This window comes from Caulobacter sp. 602-2 (assembly GCF_011043625.1).
GTDB lineage: Bacteria > Pseudomonadota > Alphaproteobacteria > Caulobacterales > Caulobacteraceae > Caulobacter.
In genome coordinates this window covers 51,447-71,393 of record NZ_JAAKGT010000008.1, presented here as the reverse complement: position 1 = coordinate 71,393, position 19,947 = coordinate 51,447, and the positions used below count along the sequence as shown (strand labels likewise).

The window sequence follows — 19,947 nt, the reverse complement described above, 5'->3', positions numbered from 1 at the left end:
CGTTCCGCCGGGGGGTAGATAAGAAAACGCCCCGTCCTCCAGGCGCCGGGCCGACATGGCGCGGAGGAGGACGGGGCCACGCGGTCGCCGCAACATTACGACCGCGTGTCTCGGTTAGGACCTTGCGGGTCCTAGAACTTGACCGCCAGCGAGACGCTGTAGTTGCGTCCCGGAGCGGTGTAGCCGTCGACGACCACGGGCGCGGTCGCCGTCCCGGTCGTGGTCGCGCCGCGCACGTCGCTCCACCACCAGTACTTTTCGTCGGTCAGGTTGAAGACGCCGCCGCGCAGGGTGACCGCCTCGGTGACGTTCCAGTAGGCCGTGGCGTCGGCCGTGGTGAAGGCCGGCGGCGCGAAGCACGTGCCCGTGCAGGTGACGCCCAGGCTGTCGAACGACTTCTTCTGCACGTGCATGACGCTGAACTGGCCGCCGAAGCGACCGGCCGGGTCGCGGTAGGACAGGCCGGCCGTGAACTTGGCCGGGTCGACCGACTGCAGCGGCGTGCTCTTGCCGGCGTTGGTCGAGTAGCCGCGCGCATAGGCGGCCGTGCCGATCAGACGCCAGGCCTCGCCGATGAAGATCTCGCCGCGAGCCTCGGCCCCGCTGATCTCGGCCTCGGCCAGGTTGACGTACTGGTAGACCGCCGGGTTGGCGGCGGTGAACGCGCCGCCGACCTGGATCTGCTCGATGAAGTCGTCGTACTTGCCGGTGAAGCCGGTGACGCCGATGTTCCAGGTGGGGCGGCGCAGGCGGAAGCCGAGCTCGAAGCTGCGGCTGGTCTCGGGCTTCAGGTCCGGATTGGCGATGGACTTGTAGAAGCGCACCGGGTTGGAAAAGCCGTTGTTGACCTGCGAAGGCGAGGGGGCCTTGAAGCCGGTGGCGGCGTTGCCGAACACGCTGATCAGGTCGGTGACCTGCCAGACGGCCGACAGCTTGGGCGAGAAGCGCGAGTCGCTCTGGCTGACCGGCGTGTTGGCCGTGAACAGCGCGTCGCTCTTGGGCTCCAGCTTGTAGTAGTCGTAGCGCAGGGCCGGATAGAAGGTGACCGGACCGGCCGAGAACTCGTCCTGCACATAGGCGCCCAGCAGCGTGTAGTCGGTGACCGGGAACGGATGGTTGGGGAAGGTCTCCCCGGCACCGGGCACGGTGCCGTCGCGCAGGCCGGTCTGGCGGGTGATCGAGGCGTCGCCGCCCCAGACGATCCGGTGATCGGCGCCGGCCAGGCTGGCCTTGCTGTTCAGCTCGATCGCGCCGCCGAACACCTCGTTGTCGAACTTGGCGTCGCGGGTGCGGTCGGCGTTGGTGCGGAAGTCCTCGGCCGAGAACTGACGCGTGGTGCTGTCCTGATAGTAGACGGTGGTGCGGGCGGTTTCGATCAGGCCCTGGCCGCCGGTGAAGACGTGGGCCAGGCTGACGCGGTCGCGACGCATCTTGTCGAAGGCGGTGAGGCCGATCGTGGCGCCCGCGGTCTGTGCCGCCGTCGGGTTGGTCGGCAGGATGGTGATCGCCGACAGCACGTTCCAGTCGATGTCGCGATCCAGGTGGTCGACCGTCAGGGTGAACTTGTTGCGGTCGTCGAGGTTGAAGGCCAGCTTGCCGAGAATGGCGTTGGACTGGTTGTCCTCGGGGTTGGCCACCGTGCGGGCGACGCTGGACGAGCCGTTGGCGCCTTGGGTCTCGGTTTCGTGGCCGTCACGGCGGGTGTAGGCCAGCAGGCCTTCCCAGCGGCCGCTGGCGCCGGCCACCAGGGCGCTTTCGGTCCAGCTTTCGTCGGCCGACGCGTAGCCCACGCGGCCGCGGGCGGCGAAGCTCTTGCCCTTCAGGATGTCGGACGGGTCCTTGGTGAAGAAGCTGACCGAGCCGGCGACGCCGTCGCTGCCGTACAGCGCCGAGGCGGGGCCGCGGACGATCTCGACCGACTTCAGCACGTCGACGTCGACATAGTCGCCGCGACCGACCGACTGGGCGCCGAAGGCGTAACCGTCTGGGACGCGCACGCCGTCGACCATGATCAGCACGCGGTTGCTCTCGAGGCCGCGGATGGCGAAGCCGGCGTTGCCGTCGCGGCCCGTGGACGAACCGGCGGCGGTGAAGCGCGACGGGGCGCTGCGCACCGCGACGCCGGGCTCGAAGCGCACCAGGTCCTTGGCGTCGTTGATGAGGGCGTCTTCGATCTCCTGGCTCGTCGTCACCGAGACGGTGGCCGGCACGGCCAGGATCGATTTCTCGCTACGGGTGGCGGTGACGGTGACCTTGTCCAGCTCGGCCGTGTCGGCGGCCGAGGAAGCGTCGGCCGCGAAGGCCGCCGTGGCGGAGAGCAGGGCGCCGGCCGAGACGGCGGCGAAGCATATGAGTTTGTTGCGCGACAAAAGAAGGAACCCCCAGTTTTCGGCCTCAGATGCGAATTGTTCGCATTCGTTGGATGGGGAGCTACGACCGTCTGGCGATTGGGTCAAGTTATTTGCGATTGATTCTTAGATTCATCCGCAATAGGAGCCTTCCCAACGCACCGATCGTCCTTGAGGGGGATTCCGATGAAGACCATGCTCGCTTCGGCGGCGCTGCTGGCGGGCCTTGGCCTGTCCGGCCTGGCGCACGCCCACTCGCCCTACATGCTGCCCAGCACCTTCGACGTCTCCAGCCGCAAGGTCGTCACGGTGCAGGGCTCGTTCGCCGAAGAGTTCTTCACCCCTGAAGTGGTGATGAAGTCCGACGCCTACGCGGTGATCGGTCCCGACGGCGTGCGCAAGCCGCTGACCCCGACCTACCTGCGCGAGCTGGCTCTGGTGGAAGCGCCGATCGAGGCGGCCGGCACCTATCGCATCACCACCGGCCAGCGCGCCGGGCGCGTCGGCAAGGCCACGCTGGTCAACGGCGAGTGGGAGTTCCTGGAGCCGGGCAAGGCGCCGGCCGGCGCCCAGGTGGTCGACATGCAGAGCATCACCACCGCCGACGTCTACGTGACCAAGGGCGCGCCCAGCGCCGCCGCGCTGGCCCCGGTCGGCAAGGGCCTGGAGTTCCAGGCCGTCACCCACCCCAGCGACATCACCACCGGCCAGCCGGCCAAGTTCGTGGTGCTGTACGACGGCAAGCCGGTGTCCGGCCAGGAGGTCACCGTGACCGCCGGCGGCGACCGCTACGCCGACGCCAAGAGCGCCCCGGTCACCGTCAAGAGCGACGCCCAGGGCCGCTTCGAGATCAAGCCCGAGCGCTCGGGCGTCTACCAGGTGCAGGCCCGCTATCGCGTCGCCCCGGCCGCCGCCGGCCAGCCCGGCCAGAGCCACACCTACTCGCTGACCTTCGAATCCCTGCGCTGAGAACCCAGATGATCCGCAACACCCTGATCCTGGCGGCCGTGCTGGCCGCCGTCTCCGCTCCGGCCCTGGCCGCCTCGCACGCCCGCGACACCTTCATCAAGGAGCAGGACGTCAACGGCGACGGCGTCGTCACCAAGGAAGAGTTCGTCGTCACCCGCGACCAGCTCTTCAAGGCCATCGACGCCGACAAGAACGGCGTGCTGTCCAAGGAAGAGTACGTCGGCGAGTTCAAGGGCCGTCTCGAAAAGCGCCTCGCCGCCTCGACCGAGACCGCCGAGAAGAAGGAAGAAGAGCGCGTTCGCCAGATGCGCCAGGCCGACGTGCGCTTCGGCGTCCTCGACAGCGACAAGAGCGGCGGCATCACCCCGGCCGAGTTCGCCTATTCGGGCTGGCGGATGTTCGTGACCCACGACACCAACAAGGACGGCACGGTCTCGGCCGCCGATCCGGTGGCCGCCGACACGAACTGATCCAGGTCAGTCCGTTCCCCTTGGGGGGCGCGCCCCCGGTTCCTTGATCCCCTTCTGGAGCCGGGGGCGCTAGTTCTCCGCGTAGACGCGCACCCAGTCGACCAGCAGGCTCTCGGGCAGGGCCGCGTCGTCGACGCCGCGCCTGCCCGTGGTCTCCGCCCACCGTCCGCCGACCGCCAGGTTGAGGATCAGGTGGAAGCGCTCGTCGAAGGGCCGCCCGCCCGGACGCGTGAAGTAGGGCTTGCCGTCGAGCAGCCAGGTCAGCCGTTTCGGCGTCCATTCCAGCGCGAAGACATGGAAGGCCGTCAGGTCGCCCAGGGCCGTGTCCGCCGAGTCGCTGCGGTTGGCCTGCAGCGTCGGGCCGTGATGCGCGGCCCCCCGCACCCGGTCGCGGCACGACCGGCAGCGCACCCCCAGGTTCACCGCCTCGGCTATGTCGATCTCGCCCGACAGCGGGTAGGGGCCGTAGTTGTCGTGCTCGGGCAGCATCCAGATCGCCGGCCACAGCCCCTGGCCCAGCGGCAGCTTGGCGCGCACCTCGATCCGGCCGTAGCGGAACGAGGCCAGCCCCTTGGTGCTGACCCCGCCCGAGGCGTAGTCGCGGCTCACGCGCGGGCCGCCGTCGCGGCGCGCCGGACCCGACGCGCGCTCCTTGCGAGCGTTCAGCCGCAGCACCCCGCCCGAGACCGAGACGTTGCCCGCCGCGTAGCACTGGCGCTCCTCGTTGCCGCCGCCCCAGCAGTCGGCCGCCGCCGTCCACCTGGCCGGATCCAGGCGATCGCCGTCGAACTCGTCCGACCAGATCAGCCGCGGAGCGGCGGCGGCCGGGCCTGTCAGGGCGGCCAGCAGCAGGGCGAGCAGCAGGCGTCTCACTTGATCGCCGTGGTCGAGCGGCCGCCGGGCGGCAGCCGCAGCGTCACGCGACCCTGGGCGGCCTTGGGCAGCAGCACCTCGACCTCGGCTGCGCCCTTGGGCGCGTCGGCGACCATGACCCATCCGTCGCCGCGTGGCTGGACGTCCAGGTCCAGGGCGTCGCGCGCCGTCCACCAGTCGCCGAACTGGCGCACCCCGCCCATCCATGCCCGGCCCTTCCAGCGGTCGGCCAGGGCCTCCTCGAACCGCAGCTTGTCGCCGACCTGGTTGGGGTGGATCAGCACCGTGACCACGCCGCGCTCGCGGGCGACCTTGGCCACCAGGGCGTCGGCGGCGTCGAGGCGCTGGAGCAGCGGCGGGGCCTCCTCGTCCTCGACGCCGACCGGGAACTCGAACACCGGCTGCAGCGCGCCGTCGGCCCGCCCGTCGGTCAGCTGGAAGGGCAGGTGGGTCAGCACCGTGTTGGCGGTGATCGACGAGGAATAGCGATAGCCGCTGGCGTTCAGGGCCTGGGGCAGGGTGAACGGATAGGCCAGCCGTCCGGGCCGGAACGAGACCACGTCCGCGCCCGCCAGCCTGTCGAGCAGGAACTTCGACACCCGGAGCTCGCCTAGGATCGTGGCCCCCTTCACGGTGTCGACGGTCTGGACGAAGGGGCGATAGCGCGGATAGCGCTCGCGGCCGTCGCCCAGCGGCATCGTGTGCTCGAAGGCGCCCGAATGGGCGACGGTGTGGCTGCCGACTTCCTGACCGCGCGCCAGCAGGCCCTTGACGTCGGCCACGGCCGCGTCGTCGAAGAACACCTTGTCGTTGTAGTCCTTCATGTACTTGGTCTGGACGAAGAACGTGCCTTGGACGCCCCGCGCCTTCAGGGCGTCGGCATAGGCCAGGGCGTTGTGGACCGACGGTCCGTAGTCGACGTCGTGGGTGAAGAGGATCGATGCCTGGCGGCCGGCCGGGGCGGTCGAGACCAGCCAGGGCATCGGCTCGCCGGCCACGTAGAGGTCGCGTACCCAGCGAAACAGCACGTCGAGCGAGGGCTCGTAGCCGTTGACGTAGTGGCGGGCCAGGGCCTCGGCGCGGCCGTTCATCGAGCGCTGGGCCAGCGAACCCAGGTCGACGCCCAGCACGCAGGCCTGGCCGCCCACCTTCCTGCACGCAGCGGCGACCGAACCGTCGTCGAAGCGGGCCGCCGCCTGCGCCGTCCCCGGCGCGTAGCCGACGCTGGCGACCTTCGCCTCGCCGGTGGAGGAGACGACGATCTCGTCGCTCTCGGGCTCGCCGGTCGCACCGGTCCAGCGCATGCGCAGGCGCGAGGAGGCCTCGGTTCCCTCGCCGACGCCGAACAGCTCGCCAAGTCCGCCGCCGGCCAGGTTGAAGGCCACCACCGTGCCGCCGTCGCGCACGTGCTGGGCCAGGGCGCGCAGCTGCTCTGCGCTCAGCACCCGGCCCGAGACGATCGGATAGACCAGCACCACCTTGTGCCGCAGGGCCTTGGCGGGATCCTCCGTCACCGTGATCGGCACGCCGTGGGCGCGGAAGCCGCGCACCAGGCCCAGCCATCCGGACTGCGGGTCGGTGACCAGAATCGCCAGGCGGTGCGGGCCGCCCCTGTCGAACTGCGCGATGCGGGTGCGGGGCGGCTCGACGATCTTCGACGCCTTGGCCGGGCCGCGCACGCCGGGAAAGACGTGCATCACCGACGGATCGGGCCGCTCGCGCCACCACCACCAGCCGCCGGCCAGCAGCACGGCGAGCGCGACGAGCAGCAGCGGCAGGCGACGGCGCATCATGGGGCCTCCAGTCCAGCGTCCGGCATCCAAGCCTGAAAACGCTCGCCGCGCGAGCCCGTGATTTCGCGCGCCGACAGGTTGCGGGCGAGCCGCGACGCTTTCCCTTCGGCGCGCGGGCTTCTATATGCGGACGCCTCCTGTTTCTCGTTCGTCCCCGGAAAGACGCCCCGTCCCATGGCTCGCATCCTGATCACCTCGGCCCTGCCGTACATCAACGGCATCAAGCACCTGGGGAACCTTGCGGGGTCGATGCTGCCGGCCGACGTCTATGCGCGCTTCCAGCGGGCCCGGGGCCACGACACCCTCTACATCTGCGCCACCGACGAGCACGGCACGCCCGCTGAACTGGCCGCCGCCGCCGCCGGCCAGGACGTCCAGACCTATTGCGAGGAGCAGCACGTGCTGCAGCACGACGTGGGCCGCGCGTTCGGCCTGTCGTGGGACCATTTCGGCCGCTCGTCCTCGCCGCAGAACCATCGCCTGACCCAGCACTTCGCCGAGGTGCTGGAAGCGCAAGGCCTGATCGAGGAGCGGGTCGACCAGATGGTCTACTCGATCGACGACCGCCGCTTCCTGCCCGACCGCTACATCGAGGGCACCTGCCCGCACTGCGGCTTCGAAAAGGCCCGCGGCGACCAGTGCGACAACTGCGGCAACCTCTTGGACCCGACCGACCTGAAGGACCCGTACTCGGTGATCTCCGGCTCGCGGAACCTGGAAGTGCGCGACACCAAGCACCTCTATCTCCTCCAGACCAAGATGGCCGACCGCATCCGCGCCTGGGTCGACAGCCACCCCGACTGGCCGACCCTGGCCAAGTCGATCGCCTACAAGCACCTGGACGAGGGCCTCATTGATCGCGGCATCACCCGGGATCTGGCCTGGGGCGTGCCGGTGACCAAGGACGGCCTGCCGCGCCCGGGCATGGAAGAGAAGGTCTTCTACGTCTGGTTCGACGCGCCGATCGAGTACATCGCCGCCACCCAGGAATGGGCCGAGGCCGGCGTCGATCGTGACTGGCGCTCGTGGTGGCGCACCGACGCCGGCGCCGACGACGTCCGCTACGTCCAGTTCATGGGCAAGGACAACGTGGCGTTCCACACCGTCAGCTTCCCCGCGACCATCCTCGGCTCGGAAGAGCCGTGGAAGAGCGTCGACATGCTCAAAGCCTTCAACTGGCTGAACTGGTACGGCGGCAAGTTCTCGACCAGCAGCAAGCGCGGCGTGTTCATGGACGCGGCGCTCGACATCCTGCCGCCGGATCTCTGGCGCTGGTACCTGACCTCGAACTCGCCGGAAGGCAGCGACACGGCCTTCACCTGGGAGCAGTTCGCCAGCGCCGTGAACCGCGACCTGGCCGACGTGCTGGGCAACTTCGTCAACCGCATCCTGAAGTTCACCGAGAGCAAGTTCGACGGCGTCGTGCCGGAAGGCGGCGAAATCGGTCCGCTCGAGGAGAAGCTCTACGCCGACGTCGCCGAGCGCCTGGCCGACCTCGCCGAGCAGATGGACGCCATCGAGATCCGCAAGAGCGCCCAGGCGCTGCGGGCGCTGTGGGTGGTCGGCAACGAGTACCTGCAGGAAGCCGCCCCCTGGACGGCGATCAAGACCGACCGCGACCGCGCCGCGGTGATCGTCCGCACGGCCCTGAATCTCGCCGCGCTCTACGCCCGCATCTCGGCCCCGTTCATCCCGTTCGCCGCCGAGAAGATCGGCGAGGCCTTCGGTCAGGCCTGGCCGCCCGCGTGGCCGTCGTCGGACGTCGCGGCCGAGCTGTCGACCGTGCCGGCCGGCCAGACGGTTCGTGCGCCCGAGGTCCTGTTCAAGAAGATCGACGACGACATGATCGCCGAATGGGCCGCGCGCTTCGGCGGAGCGGAATGACCTGATCCCTCTCCCCTTGTGGGAGAGGGTGGCCTCGCGGAGCGAGGTCGGGTGAGGGGTCTCTCAGACATTTGACGCCGCGATAGCCGATCCGCTGTCGCGGCGTTTTTCGTTTGTGCGACCCCTCATCCGTCGGCTTGCGCCGACACCTTCTCCCGCAGGGGGAGAAGGATTTCCTTCCCCTTCACCGCACGGCGCTCTACGAGCGGGCCATGCCGCTCGTCGCCCGTCTCAGCCTGTTCTATGTGGCCATCTACCTGGTCATCGGGGTGAGCCTGCCGTACGTGGCCACCTTCCTGCGGGCGAGGGGGCTTTCGGGGGCCGAGATCGGGGCCGTGCTGGCCGCGCCGCTGCTGCTCAAGCCCTTCACCGGTTCGATCCTGGCCGTCTGGGCCGACGGCTTCAGCCTGCGACGCTCGCCGATGATCCTGCTGGCGATCGCCGCCGCCGGGGCCTATCTCGCCATGCTGGTCGCGCCGGGGTTCTGGAGCCTGCTGGTCTGCTGGCTGCTGGGCGCGACGCTGTTCTCGACCATCTCGCCGCTGATCGACGTGGTGACCCTGCGCCGGGCGCGGCTGGAGGGCTTCAACTACGGCCTGCCGCGCGGATCGGGCTCCAGCGCCTTCATCGCCGCCAACCTCGCCATGGGCGTGGTGCTGACCCTGGTCGGCGCCGAGGTCATCGTCGTCTGGATCACCGTGGCGGCCCTGCTGACCGCCTTCGCGGCCTTCGTCCTGGTCCCGCCCGAGCGCGTGCACGACGAGGGCGAGGCCCCCGCCAAGCGTGATCGCTGGAAGGGCCTGGGCAGCCTGCTGACCGACCGGGTGTTCGTGCTGGCGGTGGTCACGGCCGGCCTTATCCAGGGCGCCCACGGCTTCTACTACAGCTTTTCGACCATCCTCTGGCGCAAGCAGGAGATCCCCGAGCCGATGATCGGCGTCCTGTGGGGCGTCGGCGTCGCGGCCGAGGTCGGGTTCATGTGGTTCCTGGAACCCTGGCGGCGTCGCGTCGGGCCGGGGCGACTGCTGGCCATGGGCGCTGGCGCGGCGGTGATCCGCTGGACGGCCTACGCCTTCGCCCCGCCGCTGTGGGCGCTGTTCCCGCTGCAGGCGCTGCACGCCTTCACCTTTGCCGCGAGTTTCCTGGCCTCGCTGCAGCTGATCGAGCGCCTGACGCCGCCCAAGAGCGCCTCGGCCGCCCAGGCCCTGAACTCGGCGGTGTCGCAAGGCTTCACCCTGGGCCTGGCGACCCTTGCCTCGGGCCCGCTGTTCGACGCCCTGGGCGTGAAGGGCTACTGGGCGATGGCGGCGCTGGGCGCGGCTGGGCTGTGCGGCGCGCTGGTGCTGGGCCGCAGCGCGCGGGTGAAGGCGGGGGCGTAGGGGCGTCCCCCTACCCCTTGGTTGTCATCCCGGCCGCAGCGAAGCGGAGCGCCGGGATCTCCCACGGCGGCCCTGTCCTGAAACGCGGGAGATCCCGGCTCTACGGCGCTGCGCGCCTTCGGCCGGGATGACAACCGAAAGGAAAGGGGCAGGGCCCCTCCCTCCCTAGATCTCGTACGAGACCTCTTCGCCTTCCAGCCAGGCCACGATCTGCTCGGCCGCGGCCACCGGGTCGACCTTGGTGGTGTCGATGACCAGTTCGGCCGCCTCGGGCGCCTCGTAGGGGCTGTCGATGCCGGTGAAGTTCTTCAACTGGCCCGAACGCGCCTTCTTGTAGAGGCCCTTGACGTCGCGGCTCTCGGCCACGGCCAGCGGGGTGTCGACGAACACCTCGACGAACTCGCCGTCGGCCAGGATCTCGCGCGCCAGCTGGCGCTCGGCCCGGAACGGCGAGATGAAGGCGGTCAGCACGATCAGGCCGGCGTCGACCATCAGCTTGGCGACCTCGGCCACCCGGCGGATGTTCTCGACGCGGTCCTCCTCGGTGAAGCCGAGGTCCTTGTTGAGGCCGTGGCGCACGTTGTCGCCGTCCAGCAGGTAGGTGTGGCGGCCCAAGGCGTGCAGGCGCTTTTCCACCAGGTTGGCGATGGTCGACTTGCCCGCGCCCGACAGGCCCGTCAGCCACACCACGCGGCCGCGCTGGCTTTTCAGCGCCGCGCGCGAGGCCTTGGAGACGTCGGTGTGCTGCCAGTGGATGTTGTCGGCCCGGCGCAAAGCGAAGTTCAGCATGCCCGCGCCGACGGTGCGGTTGCTGATCCGGTCGATCAGGATGAAGCCGCCCAGGTCGCGGTTGTCGGCATAGGCCTCGAACGGGATGGCCTGGTCGAGCGAGAGGTTGACGTGGGCGATCTCGTTGAGCTCCAGCCGCTTGGCGGCCGTGTGCTCCAGCGTGTTGACGTTCACCCGGTGCTTGATCTCGGTGACGCTGGCGCCCACGAGGCGCGCGCCGATCTTCAGCAGGTAGGAGCGGCCGGGCGGCAGGGGCTCGTCGTCCATCCACACCAGCGTCGCCTCGAACTGGCCGGCGACGGCCGAGGGGCTGTCGGCGGCGACCAGCACGTCGCCTCTGGAGACGTCGACTTCATCCGTCAGCGTGATGGTCACCGACTGGCCGGCGACGGCGCGGTCCAGGTCGCCGGGCAGGGTGACGATGCGCGACACCCGGCTTTCGCGGCCGGACGGCAGCACCTTGACCCGGTCGCCCGGCTTGACCACGCCCGAGGCCAGCTGGCCCGAGAAGCCGCGGAAGTCGAGGTTCGGGCGGTTGACCCACTGCACAGGCATGCGGAACGGCTGGGCCTGAAGGCTGTCCTCGACCTCGATGCTTTCCAGCCAGTCCATCAGGATCGGGCCGTCGAACCACGGGGTGTGCTCGCTGCGCACGGCCATGTTGTCGCCGCCCAGGCCCGAGATCGGGATCGGGGTGAAGACCGAAAGGCCGATCTTCTCGGCGAAGGCGCGGTAGTCGGCGACGATGGCGTCGAACACCGCCTGGTCCCAGTCGACCAGGTCCATCTTGTTGACCGCCAGCACCACGTTGCGGATGCCCAGCAGGCTGACGAGGTAGGAGTGGCGGCGGGTCTGGGTCAGCACGCCCTTGCGCGCGTCGATCAGGATCACCGCCGCGTCGGCGGTCGAGGCGCCGGTGACCATGTTGCGCGTGTACTGCTCGTGGCCGGGGGTGTCGGCGACGATGAACTTGCGCTTGTCGGTCGAGAAGAACCGGTAGGCGACGTCGATGGTGATGCCCTGCTCGCGCTCGGCGGCCAGGCCGTCGACCAGCAACGCAAAGTCGATCGCCCCGCCTTGCGTGCCCACGCGCTTGGAGTCGGCCTCGAGGGCGGCCATCTGGTCCTCGAAGATCATCTTGCTGTCGTAGAGCAGCCGGCCGATCAGGGTGGACTTGCCGTCGTCGACGCTGCCGCAGGTGATGAAGCGCAGCAGCGACTTGTTCTGGTGGGCCTCGAGATAGGCTTCGATGTCTTCGGCGATGAGGGCGGACTGGTGAGCCATCAGAAGTAGCCCTCCTGCTTCTTCTTCTCCATCGAGGCGGACTGGTCGTGGTCGATGACCCGCCCCTGGCGCTCGCTGGTGGTGGTCAGGAGCATCTCCTGGATGATCTCGGGCAGGGTCGAGGCGGTGCTCTCGACGGCGCCGGTCAGCGGGTAGCAGCCCAGGGTGCGGAAGCGCACGCTCTTGATCTGCGGCTCCTCGCCCTCGCGCAGGCGGAAGCGTTCGTCGTCCACCATGATCAGCGCGCCGTCGCGCTCGACCACCGGCCGCGGGGCCGAGAAGTAGAGCGGCACGATCGGGATGTTCTCCAGGTGGATGTATTGCCAGACGTCCAGCTCGGTCCAGTTGGAGATCGGGAAGACTCGCAGGCTTTCGCCCGGGTGCTTGCGGGTGTTGTAGAGCTTCCACAGCTCGGGGCGTTGGTTCTTCGGGTCCCAACGCTGCTCGGCCGAGCGGAAGCTGAACACGCGCTCCTTGGCGCGGCTCTTCTCCTCGTCGCGGCGGGCGCCGCCGAAGGCTGCGTCGAAGCCGTATTTGGCCAGGGCCTGCTTGAGGCCTTCGGTCTTCCAGAGGTCGGTGTGCAGGGCGCTGCCGTGGTCGAACGGGTTGATGCCGCGCGCCTCGGCCTCGGGGTTCTTGTGGACCAGCAGGTCGAAGCCCAGCTGCTCGGCGATCTTGTCGCGCAGCTCGTACATCGCCTTGAACTTCCAGGTCGTGTCGACGTGCAGCAGCGGGAAGGGCGGCTTGGACGGATAGAACGCCTTGGCGGCCAGGTGCAGCATCACCGCGCTGTCCTTGCCGATCGAGTACAGCATGACCGGGTTTTCGCACTCGGCCGCGACCTCGCGCATGATGTGGATGCTCTCGGCTTCCAGGCGCTGCAGGTGTGTGAGGCGGGCGGGCGAGATCACGGGCATGGTCGGCTCGTAAGCGACGGCGGGCGCCTGGGATGCAAGCTGGGTAAGGGCCAAGACGGTCGTCCGCAAACAGAAAGACTTCGCCCCGCGCCGGACGGCGGGAAGCGAAGTACCGGGGGAGCCTGCGACCTAGGTCTCCACGACCCGGGGAGCAAGGCTCAGAAATCTAGGGGCGCTGTCAGCTTGTGTGGGCGCCGTTGCGCCAACATGACCAAAAGTTCATTCGAGCATGACCATGGATTGCGGCATAACGGCGCTATCGGATCGACGGGTAAGCCGATGTCCTTCTTGTCAGAACTCCTCGCGGCTGTCGTGCTGTGGCTCTCGGCCACGGCCCTTTGCCAATTCGGCGTGGTGATCGAGGAAAAGATCGTCAAGCCGAAGGTCGAACGCACCGTAGCGCGTTCGCCGCGCCAGGCCGTGCGCCTGGAAACCGCGCCCAAGATCGTCTGCCCCGAACAGGCCGCGCGCCTCGCCCGCGCCTGATCCGTCCGCCCCGGGATCGTCGGGGCGAGCCCCCGCAGAATCGCGCAACACTCGGCCCGCTTTGGGGAAAACCGCGTCAACCGGCTATGCGCGGGCGCCTTTCGCGGCTAGGTTTACTCGCCTGCGCGATGAAGGGGCTTGCGCGCTGCGTCGCTGTGAGAGGCCCCCTCGTCGTTCGCCTTGGGACAGTGGCTGCGTATGAAGCCTAAGAAGCGCCGACCGCTCGACTTTTCCACCCTGCCGGTGGAGACGCCCCGCGACGATGCGGCGCCTGCTTCTGGCCTGCCCGAGTCGGAACCCTTCGCCGCCGCCGAGCCCGATCCGGACGCGCCGATCAGCGAGCCGGACAACGATCTCGACATCGCCGACCTGCCGGAAGCCGGTTTCCTGGCCGCGCCGTCGCGCGGCGCGCGTCCGCCGTCCTATCAGCCGCCCGAGCCCCAGCCCGAACCGGCGCCCGAGCCGCTGGCCTCGTCGATCGCGCCTGAGCCCGAACCCGAACCGGCGCCGCCGGTGGAGCCGGCCCCCGAACCGTACGAACCGCCGCTGCGCGAGGATCGCTCCAGCGCGCGCCGCTCGTTCTTCCGCACCTCCGCGCCGCCGGAACCGGTCGCGCCGCCTGAGCCTGAAGCCGAACCGATCGCCGAGGCGCCGCCGCCCGCGCCTGAACCAGAACCCATGCCCGAATTTGCTCCGCCGCCCGAGCCGCGCAGCCGTCGCACGCGCAGCGCCGAGCGCGCGCCGGCCGACGACCTGCCGCCGCTGCCGACCTTCCTGACCGCTCCCGCCGCGGCCCAACCGCCCGCGCCGCGTCCCGAGCCCGAACCGCCGGCCAGGCCCGATCCGGCCGCGCGTCCCCCGGTCGCCGAGCGTCCGGTGCAGGCCCTGGCCGAACGCGCCGAACGCAAGCCGATGCCCGGCGGCGTCTATTGGAGCATGGCGGTCTGCGTCGCGGCCCTGTGGGCGGTGGCGCCGGTGATGTTCGCCCTGGGCTATGGGCCGACCCTGCCGATGCCGGTGACCATGGCGGTGTTCGCGGCCCTGGCCGCCGGTCCGGCCGCCTTCATCCTGCTGGCCGCCTACATGCTGCGCCAGGCCATGGGCGTGTCGGCCGAGCTGCGCCGCACGCGCCAGCTGACCGACCAGTTGCTGACCCCCGCCGCGCTGGCCGCCGCCGGGGCCACCGGCGTGGTCGACGCCCTCAGCGGCCAGATCGACGCGGCCACCAGCGCCGCCGACGCCGCCCGCGAGCGCATCGTCACCCTGCGCCAGGCCCTGGCCGAGGAGACCGCCCGCCTGGTCGAGGCCGCCGACTCGTCGAGCCGCATGGCCAAGCAGCTGGCCGAGGGCCTGGGCCACGAGCGCAACGCCATGCAGGCGCTGTCGGCCACCCTCGACACCCAGTCCACCGCCGTGGTCGACGCCATCGGCAGTCAGGCCCGCATGGTCGCCGAGGCCTCCGACCTGGCCGAAACCCAGTTGCGCGAGGCCGAGGCCGCGCTTGCCGCCCGCGCCGCCGATCTCGCCGCCGCCGCCGCCGAGGCGTCGGACGCCGCCCGCGTCGGGGCCGAGGACCTGTCGCGCCAGATCGCCCGCCTGGAAACCGCCGGCCAGGGCGTCGGCGACCAGATCGGCAGCGTCGAACGCAGCCTGGCCTCGCAGCGCGCCGCCCTGGTGGCCGTCGCCCAGGCCCTGCGCGCCGACCAGGAGGACTTCTCCTCCGAGACCGAGACCCGCACCGCCCAGCTCACCGAGTTCGTGGCCTACACCCGCGTCGGCGCTTCCGAGCTGGGCGACATCGCCGCCATGGGCGCCGAGGTGCTGCGCGGCCTGATCGTCTCGTCCGGCGACCAGCTGCGCGAGATGGCCGAGGCCGCCCGCGCCGAACGCGAGGCCCTGGCCGCCGAGACCCAGGCCGCCCTGGCTCGCCTGGAAGCCGCCGCGGTCGACCGTCGTGGAGACCTCGAGGCCGAGCTGACCCGCGCCATGAACGCCATCACCGACGCCGCCCAGCGGGCCGGGGAGGGCGTGGAGCTGCGCGTCGAGACCGCTCGCGGCCGCGTCGACCAGCTGAACGAGATCGCCTTCTCGGCCGGCCAGAAGGCCGACGCCGTGTTCGAATCGCGCATGCAGGAAGCCCGCGACCTGATCGAGAACTCGGCCCAGGTGGTCGAGCAGGCCGGCGCCCGCACCGCCCAGAAGCTGGCCGAAAGCGTCGAGACCGCTCGCAGCGCCATCGCCGAGATGGAGCGTCTGCTGGTCGAGGCCGGCCAGAGCAGCGCCGCCCTGCCGGGTGAGGCCCTGGCTCGCGCCGCCGAGGTTCGCGCCCAGATCGAGAAGGGCATCGACGACCTGCGCGCCGCCGCCCGCCGCACCGCCGAGGAGACGGCGGCCATCGATCAGGCCTTCCAGGACCGCGTCCGCCGCAACTACGAGATGCTGAGCGAGGCGGTGACCCAGATGAACGCCGCCGCGGCCCAGACCCCGAGCTTCGCCGCGCCGTCGAGCCGTGGCGCCTCGGCCCTGGTGCGTCCGCCGCAGATGGCGCCTCAACCGGCCCCGCAACCGGCTCCGCCGCCCCAGCAGCGCCAGGCGCCGCCGCCTCCGCCTCCGCCCGCGCCGCAGCCCCCGCGCGCCCAGACCCCGCCGCCGCCGGCCTATCCCTCGGACGACTTCGCGCCGCTGGAGCCGCCGCCGCGCCAGCGCCTGAAGCTGACCCCCACGGCCACCGACGACGAGTTCCGCACCATGTTCGACGCCGCCGGCGGTCGTGGCGCGGCGCCGGCTCCGCCCGAGCCCGTCCAGGACGAAGGCGGCTGGAGCTGGAAGAACCTGCTGGGCGACATGCAGGGCAGCTCGCCGGGCGACGCTGCCCTGGGCGAAAAGCTGGCCGGCGAGATCCTGGCCATGGGCATCGACCCGTCGGCCCTGCTGCCGCGCGGCCGCATCGACGAGATCGCCGCCGCCATCCAGACCCATGACGAGGCCGGCGCCCGCGAGGTGGTCAAGAAACTGGCTCCCGCCGCGATCCGCCGCCTGGTGCGCCGCCTGTTCTCGGACGCCACGCTGAAGACCAACGCCGAGCGCTTCGTGCGCCGCTACGCCGGCATGGTGAGCGAGGCCGCCCAGCAGGATCGCGAGGGCTTCCTGGTGGCCGCCCTGCTGGCCTCGGAGGCCGGTCGCGCCTACCTGCTGCTCGACGCGGCGGCCAGCGACCTGGCCTGATCGCGTGTTGAAGCGCGCCTTCGACTTCGCCGCCGCCGCGGCGGGCCTTGCCGTGCTGGCCCTGCCGCTGGCGGTCGTGGCGGTGCTGGTGCGCGCCACCTCGCCGGGGCCGGCGGTCTACTGGTCTCAGCGGGTGGGGCGGGAAAACCGCCTCTTTCCGATGCCCAAGTTCCGCACCATGCGGATCGACACCCCCGAGGTCGCCACCCACCTGCTGGACGACCCGCACCGCTGGCTGACGCCGGTCGGGCCGTTCCTGCGCAAGACCAGCCTCGACGAACTGCCGCAACTGTGGAGCGTGCTGGTCGGCCACATGAGCCTTGTGGGCCCGCGCCCGGCGCTGTTCAACCAGGACGACCTGGTGGCCGCCCGCACCGCCGCCGGCGTCCATGCCTTGCGTCCGGGCGTCACCGGCTGGGCCCAGATCAACGGCCGCGACGAACTGGCCATTCCCGAGAAGGTGGCCCTGGACGCCGAGTACCTGGCTCGCGCCTCGTTCCTGTTCGACCTCAAGATCCTGCTGGGCACCGTGGCGCCCGTGGTGCTGGGCAAGGGCGTGCGGGCCTAGGGCAGGCTATCCCGCAGGGCGTAGACGCTGACCACGCATAGGGTAAGCCAGCCGCCTATCGCCCAGTAGGTCCGGTGCAGCCGGGCGATCAGCGGGCCGCCCGGAAAGCGTCGGCTGTACTCGGCGGTGATCCGCATGCCCTCGATGTTGGTATGCCAGCGTCGGCGGTAGCGTGCGTCGAGTTGCGGGTCCGCCGCCAGCAGGGCGGCCGCCATGGCGTTGACGATCTTCACGCCACGCAGGGCGAGAGCCCCGCCGGCGGCGCCCATGGCGAGAAATCCGAGAAGTCCGAGAACCATCATGGCGACCGCAGGCTAGCCGCGAATTCGCAGCGAAGCGAGACCATGCGCGTCGCCGTCGAGCGCAGATCCGGTCTCGGCGGAACGGCGCCGTGTACGGAGCGTTGGCTCGGTGCATCAACACGGAGACACGCCATGAAGCGGATCGCCCTGACCGCCATTGCTTTCGCCCTGCTGGGGGGCGCGGCCTTCGCCCAATCGACCATCGCCCGCGACGAGACGCTGAGCGCCAAGGGCAGCTTCACCGTCGGCCAGATCGAGGACGCCGACGTCATCGACTCGGCCAACCGCAAGGCCGGCGAAGTCGAGCACGTGCTGCTGGACGCCGCCGGCAAGCCGACCGCCGTGGTGATCGAGATCGACCGGGTCGGACCCGACAAGAAGGTCGTCGTGGCCCTGGCCGACGTCTCGGTCGCGCCCGAGCCTGGCGACCCGAACGACTACCTGGTCCGCACCAAGCTGACCAAGGACCAACTGGCCAACCTGCCGGACTGGAAGCCGTAGGGGCTTCTCTCTTCCTGTCATTCCCGCCCTTGTGGCGGGAACCCCTCTGAAAGTCGCAAGGGCGAGAGGGGCGGCGTGCAGAGCACGCCGCTTGCGTCTCATCCACCAGCGGAACCAGGGTTTCCCGCCACAGGGGCGGGAATGACGGGAGTATAATCTAGCTCAGCTCGCCGTAGGCCTTCTCGACCGCCGCCACGAACCGCGCGTCGCTCGCCAGCTCGGGCGGGAACACCGCCTCCACCGCCAGGAACGCGGCGACGTCGCCCTTCACCTCGCCGGGCAAAGCCTGGACCACGGCTAGCAGCCGGTCGGCCAGCGGGTCGGTGACGGCCGCGCCCTCGGCGGCGCGCAGCTTCAGGAACTTGAACCAGGCGGCGATCGGCACGGCGAGGCGCTCGACGCTGCGGCCGGCCTCCAGGGCGTCCTTCACGGTGCCGAGGATGCGGAACGGCAGCTTCTGCGAGCCGTCCCAGGCGATCTGGCTCAGCAGGTGGCGGATCTCGGGATTGCGGAAGCGGTCGAGGATCGCCTCGGCGTAGGCGGGAAGGTCAAGGCCGCGCGGCGCGGTCAGGGTGGGGATGATGTCCTGGGCCATCAGGTCGCGGGCCAGGGCCTCCAGCGCCGGATCGCCCACCGCCTCGAACACCGTCTCATGACCCTTCAGCAGGCCGGCATAGGCCAGGGTGGAGTGCACGCCGTTCAGCAGGCGCAGCTTGGCCCGCTCGAAGCCCCGCACGTCGTCGGTCAGGGTGACGCCAACGCTGGCGAGGTCCGGCGCGCCTTCGCCCAGTACGTCCTCGACCACCCACTGGGTGAAGGCCTCGCGCTGGATCGGCCAGGCGTCGAACAGGCCGGTAGCGGTCTGCACGCGGGCGCGCAGGGCGTCGTCGGTGGCGGGGGTGATGCTGTCGACCATGGTGCGCGGGAAGGCGCCGTTCGCCTCGATCCACGAGGCCAGGGCCGGGTCCACCGCCTGGGCGAACGCCACGGTGGCGGCCTTCAGGCGCCAGCCGTTGTCGGCGAGGTTGTCGCAGGCCACCACGGCGTAGGGCGGCAGGCCGACGGCGAAGCGGCGGCGCAGGCCTTCGACGATGTAGCCGACGGCGCTGACCGGGCGGCCGGGCTGGGCCAGGTCGTGGACGATTTCGGGATGGGCGGTGTCGAGCTTGCCCTCGCCGGTCAGGGTGTAGCCCTTCTCGGTGACGGTCAGGGTGACGATCCGGGTCTGGGGCGCGGCCAGGCGGGCGAACACGGCTTCGGGATCTTCCGGCGCGACCAGCACCTCCAGGATCGAGCCGATGACGCGGAAGCTGGTCTCATGGTCCAGCTGAGCCAGGGTGTAGAGGCCGTCCTGCGGGGCCAGGGCGTCGCGCACCCCGGGGCTCTTCAGCGAGACGGCGCAGATGCCCCAGCGCGGGTCGGCGGCCAGCAGCTTGTCGAAATAGAAGGCCTGGTGGGCGCGGTGAAAGGCTCCCGGACCGAAGTGGACGACGCCGATCTCGACCTTGTCACGCGCGTAGGACGGCAGGGCCACGCCGGGCAGGGCGGCCGGGAAGCTGGTGGCGCTAAGGCGCAGGGCCTGGCTGGCGGCGGTGTCGGTGGTCACGGGGGCGCCTCGATAATGATCCGGCGGGTCTTGAAGCCCGCCCGGACGCCTAGATGAGCCAGGAAGACACCGGTGGCAATGGCGGTTTCGCAAAGACTTTCCGCAACGGCGCCCCAGCCGTCGAGAAACCCGCTGGGCGTTATAATTTTCACATAAAACCGAGGCGCGCATCGCCACCCTGGCCGCCCCAGGGGAAGAGAATGCGTACGATTCTGACGATCATGGCGGTCTTGGCTGTTGGCGCGTGCAGCCGGGTGGAAGCCGACACGCCCGCGGCCCAGCGCGCGGCGGTGACCAAGGCGTGCCTCGACGGCGACCTGGCCGCCTTCGGGCTGAAGCTCGACCGGGTGGGCTGCGCCTGCGCCTCCAACGTGCTGCAGGCCCAGCTGTCGCCCAAGGCGATGACGGCGCTGGAGGACTATTCGCGCGGCCGGCAGGACGGTTTTGATTCCGCGCGCGCCGGGCTGAGCGGCGACGAGAAGCTGATGCTGGATCCCAAGCGTCCGGCCGGCGCGCCCGACCTGCGCAAGGTGGCGGCCGACTGCCTCTAACC

Annotated in this window: 16 protein-coding genes; 9 read left to right on the top strand and 7 right to left on the bottom strand. The window is 70.4% G+C overall.

Translation table 11 applies throughout. The features are described 5' to 3' along the window. Positions 1–131: 131 nt before the first annotated feature. Complete coding sequence (locus G5B46_RS16250; protein WP_165260360.1) at positions 132–2,369, bottom strand: TonB-dependent hemoglobin/transferrin/lactoferrin family receptor; 2,238 nt, start codon at positions 2,367–2,369, stop codon at positions 132–134. Between the two features lie 165 nt (positions 2,370–2,534). Here G5B46_RS16250 and G5B46_RS16245 point away from each other — a divergent pair, with 165 nt between their 5' ends. Both G5B46_RS16245 and G5B46_RS16240 read left to right on the top strand, forming a co-directional pair. Beyond that, positions 2,535–3,317, top strand: a complete 783-nt coding sequence (locus G5B46_RS16245; protein WP_165260358.1) for a DUF4198 domain-containing protein — start codon at positions 2,535–2,537, stop codon at positions 3,315–3,317. Positions 3,318–3,325: 8 nt separating this feature from the next. After that, entirely contained in the window at positions 3,326–3,787 is a 462-nt protein-coding gene (locus tag G5B46_RS16240) for an EF-hand domain-containing protein (RefSeq protein ID WP_165260356.1), read from the top strand. 69 nt (positions 3,788–3,856) lie between these two features. Here the strand turns inward: G5B46_RS16240 and G5B46_RS16235 are convergent, their stop codons facing one another. Together G5B46_RS16235 and G5B46_RS24480 are read right to left on the bottom strand one after the other, a co-directional pair. Next, positions 3,857–4,660, bottom strand: a complete 804-nt coding sequence (locus tag G5B46_RS16235; protein ID WP_346764941.1) for a glycoside hydrolase family 16 protein — start codon at positions 4,658–4,660, stop codon at positions 3,857–3,859. After that, on the bottom strand, positions 4,657–6,453 hold the full coding sequence (locus G5B46_RS24480; RefSeq protein ID WP_165260352.1) for a polysaccharide deacetylase family protein: 1,797 nt from the start codon (positions 6,451–6,453) through the stop codon (positions 4,657–4,659). The genes G5B46_RS16235 and G5B46_RS24480 overlap by 4 nt, the downstream gene beginning before the upstream one ends. A 174-nt stretch (positions 6,454–6,627) precedes the next feature. Between G5B46_RS24480 and metG the strand changes: the two genes are divergently transcribed. Both metG and G5B46_RS16220 read left to right on the top strand, forming a co-directional pair. Beyond that, on the top strand, positions 6,628–8,337 hold the full coding sequence (gene metG / locus G5B46_RS16225) for a methionine--tRNA ligase (protein ID WP_165260350.1): 1,710 nt from the start codon (positions 6,628–6,630) through the stop codon (positions 8,335–8,337). A gap of 212 nt (positions 8,338–8,549) precedes the next feature. Further along, the gene (locus G5B46_RS16220) at positions 8,550–9,716 is read left to right on the top strand and encodes an MFS transporter (protein ID WP_165260348.1); all 1,167 of its coding nucleotides are present in this window, start codon (positions 8,550–8,552) and stop codon (positions 9,714–9,716) included. Between the two features lie 165 nt (positions 9,717–9,881). Here G5B46_RS16220 and cysN read toward each other — a convergent pair whose 3' ends face one another. Together cysN and cysD are read right to left on the bottom strand one after the other, a co-directional pair. Then, positions 9,882–11,789: a sulfate adenylyltransferase subunit CysN gene (gene cysN, locus G5B46_RS16215; protein WP_165260346.1), complete on the bottom strand. Its 1,908-nt coding sequence runs from the start codon at positions 11,787–11,789 to the stop codon at positions 9,882–9,884. Then, positions 11,789–12,706, bottom strand: a complete 918-nt coding sequence (gene cysD, locus G5B46_RS16210) for a sulfate adenylyltransferase subunit CysD (RefSeq protein ID WP_165260344.1) — start codon at positions 12,704–12,706, stop codon at positions 11,789–11,791. Before cysD ends, cysN begins: the two co-directional genes overlap by 1 nt. A gap of 288 nt (positions 12,707–12,994) precedes the next feature. Here cysD and G5B46_RS16205 point away from each other — a divergent pair, with 288 nt between their 5' ends. The 3 genes from G5B46_RS16205 to G5B46_RS16195 all read left to right on the top strand — a co-directional run bounded on the left by G5B46_RS16205 (position 12,995) and on the right by G5B46_RS16195 (position 16,985). Then, positions 12,995–13,192 carry a hypothetical protein gene (locus tag G5B46_RS16205; RefSeq protein WP_165260342.1) on the top strand — a complete coding sequence of 66 codons (198 nt, stop codon included), beginning with the start codon at positions 12,995–12,997 and terminating at the stop codon, positions 13,190–13,192. Between the two features lie 198 nt (positions 13,193–13,390). Next, the gene (locus G5B46_RS16200; RefSeq protein WP_165260340.1) at positions 13,391–16,417 is read left to right on the top strand and encodes a polar localization protein TipN; all 3,027 of its coding nucleotides are present in this window, start codon (positions 13,391–13,393) and stop codon (positions 16,415–16,417) included. 7 nt (positions 16,418–16,424) lie between these two features. After that, a complete protein-coding gene (locus G5B46_RS16195; protein ID WP_165260579.1) occupies positions 16,425–16,985 on the top strand; it encodes a sugar transferase in 561 nt (186 codons plus the stop codon). Here the strand turns inward: G5B46_RS16195 and G5B46_RS16190 are convergent. Continuing rightward, a complete protein-coding gene (locus G5B46_RS16190) occupies positions 16,982–17,287 on the bottom strand; it encodes a hypothetical protein (protein WP_165260338.1) in 306 nt (101 codons plus the stop codon). The two genes, G5B46_RS16195 and G5B46_RS16190, sit on opposite strands and share 4 nt — an antisense overlap. A 132-nt stretch (positions 17,288–17,419) precedes the next feature. On the opposite strand from G5B46_RS16190, the gene G5B46_RS16185 reads away from it, so the two are divergent. Then, positions 17,420–17,788, top strand: a complete 369-nt coding sequence (locus G5B46_RS16185) for a PRC-barrel domain-containing protein (RefSeq protein ID WP_205691722.1) — start codon at positions 17,420–17,422, stop codon at positions 17,786–17,788. A 157-nt stretch (positions 17,789–17,945) separates the two neighbouring features. On the opposite strand, the gene G5B46_RS16180 is transcribed toward G5B46_RS16185, so the two are convergent. Next, positions 17,946–19,394: a mannitol dehydrogenase family protein gene (locus tag G5B46_RS16180; RefSeq protein WP_165260336.1), complete on the bottom strand. Its 1,449-nt coding sequence runs from the start codon at positions 19,392–19,394 to the stop codon at positions 17,946–17,948. Between the two features lie 200 nt (positions 19,395–19,594). On the opposite strand from G5B46_RS16180, the gene G5B46_RS16175 reads away from it, so the two are divergent. Further along, the gene (locus G5B46_RS16175; RefSeq protein WP_165260334.1) at positions 19,595–19,945 is read left to right on the top strand and encodes a hypothetical protein; all 351 of its coding nucleotides are present in this window, start codon (positions 19,595–19,597) and stop codon (positions 19,943–19,945) included. Positions 19,946–19,947: the final 2 nt, after the last annotated feature.